Source organism: Streptomyces sp. NPDC002754 (assembly GCF_053592315.1).
Genome location: NZ_JBSFVM010000073.1, coordinates 1 through 6,266 on the forward strand (window position 1 = coordinate 1; position 6,266 = coordinate 6,266).

Annotated in this window: 1 protein-coding gene; it reads left to right on the top strand. The window is 71.8% G+C overall.

The window, feature by feature from the left end; translation table 11 throughout:
* Positions 1 to 6,266, top strand: a 6,266-nt coding sequence (locus ACWD2L_RS40740) for an amino acid adenylation domain-containing protein (protein WP_451193772.1), incomplete at both ends; no start/stop codon positions are given.

Sequence of the window (6,266 nt, forward strand, 5' to 3'; positions counted from 1 at the left end):
CCGCGTGGCGTGGAGATGGTGACGGCGATCCTGGCGGTGTGGAAGGCGGGCGCGGCGTACCTGCCGATCGACGCCCAACTCCCGGCAGAACGAGTCGCGTTCATGCTGACCGACAGCCGGGCGCAACTCGTGCTCGGCACCCAGGAGGCACTGGACGACCTCCCGGTCGGCCGGGTGCGGATGGTTGCCGTCGACGACCCGATGACCGCCGCGCTCCTCGACGGGTACGGGGAGACCTCGCCCGATGTGATGGTGGACGCGGCCGGGTTGGCGTACGTGATCTATACGTCGGGGTCGTCGGGTGTGCCGAAGGGTGTGGCGGTGACGCATGGGTCGCTGGCCAACTATGTGTCGTCGGTGTCGGGGCGGTTGGGCTGGGATGTGCCGGGGGCGCGGTATGCGCTGTTGCAGGCGCAGGTGACCGACCTGGGTAACACCGTGGTGTTCAGCAGCCTGGTCTCCGGCGGGCAACTGCACGTGCTGGACGCGGAGTTGGTGACGGATCCGGTTGCGGTGTCCGGGTATCTGCGGGAGCAGCGGATCGATGCGATGAAGGTGGTGCCTTCGCATCTGGCGGCGTTGACGGCCGCGGTGGGTGTCGAGGCGTTGCTGCCGGCCGGGTCCGTGGTGCTCGGTGGTGAGGCCGCGCAGGTCGACTGGACGGCGGAACTGCTGGCGGCTGCCGGCGGCCGGAAGGTGTTCAACCACTACGGGCCGACCGAGACCACGGTCGGGGTGGCAACCGGTGAACTGACCGTGGAAGGGGTGGCTGCCGGGGTGGTGCCGATCGGTACGCCGATCGCCAACACCCGCCTGTACGTACTCGACGGGACGCTGCAACCGGTGCCGGTGGGTGTGTCCGGGGAGCTGTATGTGGCGGGTGCCGGGCTGGCGCGCGGGTACGTGAGTCGCGCGGGGCTGACCGGCGAGCGGTTCGTGGCCTGCCCCTTCGGCTCCGGGGAGCGGATGTACCGGACCGGGGACCTGGCCAAGTGGACGGTGGACGGGCAACTCGTCTTCGCCGGCCGGGCCGATGACCAGGTCAAGGTGCGTGGCTTCCGGATCGAGCCCGGCGAGATCGAGGCCGCCCTGCTGACACATCCGGAGGTGTCCCGGGTCGCGGTGGTCGCGCGTGAGGACACCATGGGTGACAAGCGTCTGGTCGCCTACGTGGTGCCCGCCGACACGGATACCGAAGACGTGGACAGCGGCGGCATAGGGGAGTTCCTCGCGCGGCGGCTGCCCGAGCACATGGTCCCCGCCGCGTTCGTGACGCTGGACGCGCTGCCGCTGACCGCCAACGGCAAGCTGGACCGCAAGTCCCTGCCGGCGCCGGAGTACGCCACCGGCGTGGGCCGGGGCCCGGCCACGCCCACGGAGGAGATCCTGTGCGCGGCGTTCGCCGACATCCTCGGGGTGGAGTCGGTGGGCGTGGACGACGGCTTCTTCGATCTGGGCGGCCATTCGCTGCTGGCGGTCCGGCTGGTGTCGCGGATCCGCGTCGTACTCGGTGTGGAGATCGAGGTCCGGACGCTGTTCGAGGCCCCGACGGTGGCCGGCCTGGCGGCCTGGATGGCCGAGGGAGCGGGGCAGGCACGCACGCCGCTGCGGGCGGCGCAGACGCGTCCGGAGCTGGTTCCGTTGTCGTTCGCGCAGCGACGGCTGTGGTTCCTGGGCCAGTTGGAAGGGCCGAACCCGACGTACAACATCCCCGTGGTGGTGTCGCTCGGCGGAGTGGACGCCGCGGTGCTGGGCGCGGCGCTGCGCGATGTGATCGAACGTCACGAGTCGCTGCGTACCGTGTTCCCGGCCGTGGACGGCGAGCCCTACCAGCGGGTCCTTGCCCCGGGGGAGCTCGACTGGGCTGTCCAGGTCACCGAGGTGACGCCTGGCGACCTGTCCGCGGCCGTGCGGCAGGCATCGGAGTACGCGTTCGATCTGTCGGCGGAGCTGCCGGTCCGGGCGTGGCTGTTCGAGGCCGGTCCCGACGAGCAGGTGCTGGTGGTGGTCATGCACCACATCGCCAGCGACGGCTGGTCGATGGGTCCGCTCAGCCGTGATGTGTCGGCGGCGTACGCGGCGCGGCAGCGGGGCCGGGCCCCGGAGTGGCGGCCGCTGCAGGTGCAGTACGCCGACTACGCCCTGTGGCAGCGGGAGTTGCTGGGCGAGGAGTCCGACCCCGACAGCCTGCTGTCGGAGCAGGTGCGGTACTGGCGGGCGACGCTGGCCGGAGTCCCGGAAGAGCTGCCGCTGCCGGTGGACCGGCCGCGGCCCGCGGTGGCCACCCACCGCGGGCACGCCGTGCCGTTCCGGGTGTCGGCCGAGGTGCACCGGCGGGCGACGGAGCTGGCGCGCGCCGAGGGCGTGACGGCGTTCATGGTGGTGCAGGCCGCGCTGGCGGTGACACTGTCGCGCGTCGGGGCCGGCACCGACATTCCCATCGGGTCCCCGATCGCGGGCCGAGGCGACGAGGCGCTGGACGACCTGGTCGGCTTCTTCCTCAACAGCCTGGTGATCCGCACGGACCTGTCGGGCGACCCGGAGTTCCGGCAGGTGCTGAGCCGGGTCCGAAGCGCGAGCCTGGGCGCGTTCGCGCACCAGGACGTGCCGTTCGAGCGGCTGGTGGAGGAGCTGGCGCCGGAGCGGTCGATGTCCCGCCATCCGCTGTTCCAGGTCACGCTGACCGTGCAGACCATGGAGCGCGCCTCGCTCGACATGCCGGGGCGGCGCACCGGCCGTGAGGCCTTCGCCGTGGACGGCTCGGTGCCGGTGCCCGCGAAGTTCGATCTCGACGTGACGATGGTGGAGCAGTTCGACGACCGTCGCCGGCCCGCGGGTTGGCACGGCATGGTGACGGTGGCGGCGGACCTGTTCGACGAACCGGCCGCCGCCAGGTTCGCCGGCTGGTTCGCGCGGGTCCTCGACACGGTGACCACGACGCCTGATGTGCGGCTGACAGCGGTGGACGTTCTCGATGCGCGGGAGCGAGAACTGCTGGTCGACGGGTGGAACGACACCGCCACGGATGTGGTGGGCCCGTCGGTGGTGGACGTGTTCGAGCGGCAGGTGCAGGCCGCGCCCGACGCGGTCGCGGTGGTGGCCGACGGCGTGGAGACGACGTACCGGGAGCTGGCCGCGGCGGCGAACCGGCTGGCCCGTCATCTGCGCGGCATGGGCGTGGGCCCCGAGTCGGTGGTGGGCCTGTGCCTGCCGCGCGGCGCCGGCCTCGTGACCGCGATCCTCGCCGTACTGAAGGCGGGCGCGGCGTACCTGCCGATCGACGGGCGGCTGCCCGTGGACCGGGTGGCGTTCATGCTGGCCGACAGCCGTGCGCAACTCGTCCTGGGCACGCAGGATCTGCTGGACGATCTGCCGGTCGGCCGGGTCCCGTTGGTCGCCCTCGACGACCGCACGACGTCCGCGCTGGTGGACGCCCAGCCGGAGGCCGCGCCGGAGGTGTCGATCGACCCGGCCGCCCTGGCGTATGTGATCTATACGTCGGGGTCGACGGGTGCCCCGAAGGGCGTGGCGATCGAGCACGCCGGAATCGTGAACCTCGTGGCCGCCCAGGGCGGACGGTTCGCGGTGGAACAGGGCGCGCGGGTGCTGCAGTTCGCCTCGGCCGGGTTCGACGCGGCGGTGTCGGAAGTGCTGGTGACACTGTGCTCCGGTGCGGCACTGGTGATGGCGTCGGCGGACGAGTTGCTGCCCGGTGGCGGGCTGGCCGACCTGGTCGCCGGTCACGGCATCACGCACACGACGCTGCCGCCGGCTGTCCTGAGGGCGCTCGGCGCCGCAGGCCTGGACTCGGTGACCACGCTGGTCTCCGCAGGTGAGGCCCTGGACGCGGAGCTGGTCGAGCGGTGGGCACCCGGCCGCCGCCTGATCAACGCCTACGGTCCGACGGAGATCACGGTGTGTGCGTCGATGTCGATGCCGCTCGCGCCCGGAGCCGAACCGTCGATCGGTACGCCGATCGCCAACGTCCGCCTGTTCGTGCTGGACGACACACTCAGCCCCGCCCCCGTGGGAGTCGCCGGCGAACTCTATGTCGCGGGTGCCGGTGTGGCACGCGGATACGTGGGCCGGCCCGGACTGACCGGAGAGCGGTTCGTGGCCTGCCCGTTCGGCTCCGTCGGTGAGCGGATGTACCGGACCGGAGACGTGGTCAAGTGGGCCCCGGACGGCCGGTTGGTGTTCGTCGGACGGGCCGACGAGCAGGTGAAGGTGCGCGGCTTCCGGATCGAGCCCGGCGAGATAGAGGCCGTGCTGTCGGCCCACCCGGAGGTCCGGCAGGTCGTCGTGGTGGCACGCGAGGACACCCCCGGTGACAAGCGGCTCGTCGCCTACGTCGTCCCCGCGGACGACGGCGATGACGACATGGACCTCGCCGGACTGCGGGAGTTCGTGGCCGGACAGCTGCCCGACTACATGATCCCGGCCGCCGTCGTCCCGCTGCCGGTGCTGCCGTTGACGGTGAACGGCAAGCTGGACCGCAAGGCGCTGCCCGCCCCCGAGTACGCCACCGGAGCGGGCCGGGGCCCGGCCACGCCCACCGAGGAGATCCTGTGCGCGGCGTTCGCCGACGTACTGGGCCTTGAGTCGGTGGGCGTGGACGACAACTTCTTCCAGCTGGGCGGGCATTCGCTGCTCGCGGTGCGTCTCGTGTCGCGGATCCGCGCGGTGCTGGGCGTGGAGGTCGAGGTCAGGACCCTGTTCGAGTACCCGACGGTGGCGGGTCTCGCCGCCCAGCGGACCGGGAGCGCACGGCAGGCCCGAACGCCGTTGCGCGCGGCAGCAACGCGGCCCGAGCGAGTGCCGCTGTCGTTCGCGCAGCAACGGCTGTGGTTCCTCGCACAACTCGAAGGCCCGAGCCCGACGTACAACCTGCCCACGACGATCCGGCTGAGCGGCGAAGTGGACGTCGCCGCGCTGGGTGCGGCACTACGCGATGTCATCGGCCGCCACGAGTCGCTGCGGACGGTCTTCCCCGCGGTGGACGGCACGCCGTACCAGCAGGTCATCGATCCTCGGGACCTGGACTGGGAACTGCGGGTCTCTCAAGTGGAGCGCGGCGAACGAGCAGCGGCCGTCGCGCAGGCGATGCGGTACGCGTTCGACCTGTCGGCGGAACTGCCCATCCGGGCCTGGCTGTTCGACTCGGGTGACGAGCAGCTCCTGGTGGTCGTGATGCACCACATCGCGGGCGACGGCTGGTCGATGGCCCCGCTGAGCCGGGACCTCTCGACCGCGTACGCGGCGCGGCTGCAAGGGCAGGCCCCCGACTGGGAGCCGCTGCCGGTGCAGTACGCCGACTACACGCTCTGGCAGCGGGAGTTGCTGGGCGAGGAGTCCGATCCCGACAGCCTGCTGTCGACCCAGACCGCGTACTGGCGCGACACGTTGGCGGGAGCGCCGGAGGAGCTGGCGCTGCCGGTGGATCGCCCGCGACCGGCTGAGGCCGGCCACCGGGGACACCGGGTGCCGCTGCGGGTGCCGGCCGAGGTGCACCAGAGGCTGGCGGAGCTGGCACGGGACGAGGGCGTGACGGCGTTCATGGTGCTGCAGGCCGCGCTGGCGGTGACACTTTCCCGGCTCGGGGCAGGCACCGACATTCCCATCGGATCGCCGATCGCGGGCCGAGGCGACGAGGCGCTGGACGGTCTGGTCGGGTTCTTCGTCAACAGCCTGGTGATCCGCACGGACCTGTCGGGCGACCCGGAGTTCCGGGAGGTGCTGGCCCGGGTGCGGGAGTCGGGCCTGGGTGCGTTCGCGCACCAGGACATGCCGTTCGAGCGCCTGGTGGAAGAACTGGCTCCAACCCGGTCGATGGCACGCCACCCGCTGTTCCAGGTGTTCCTCACCCTCCAGAACACCGACGAGGCGTCGCTGGAGCTACCGGGGGCGCGCACCGGCACGGGCGCCGACTCACCGGACGGAGCGTCGGCGTCGGCGTCGGCCTCGACCTCGGCATCGGCGAAGTACGACCTGAACGTCGGGATCGCCGAGATGTTCGACGCCGAGGACCGTCCGTCGGGCCTGCGTGGCACCGTCACCGTGTCGGCCGATCTGTTCGACGAGGCCACGGCCGGGCGTATGGCGGACTGGTTCGTACGGGTGCTGACCAAGGTGACCGCGGCGCCTGATGTGCGGCTGGCCGCGGTGGATGTTCTCGACGCCGGTGAGCGGGACCGGGTGCTGGTGCGGTGGAACGACACCGCCGCGGCGGTGCGGGATTCGTCCGTGGCCGGGATGTTCGAGGAGCG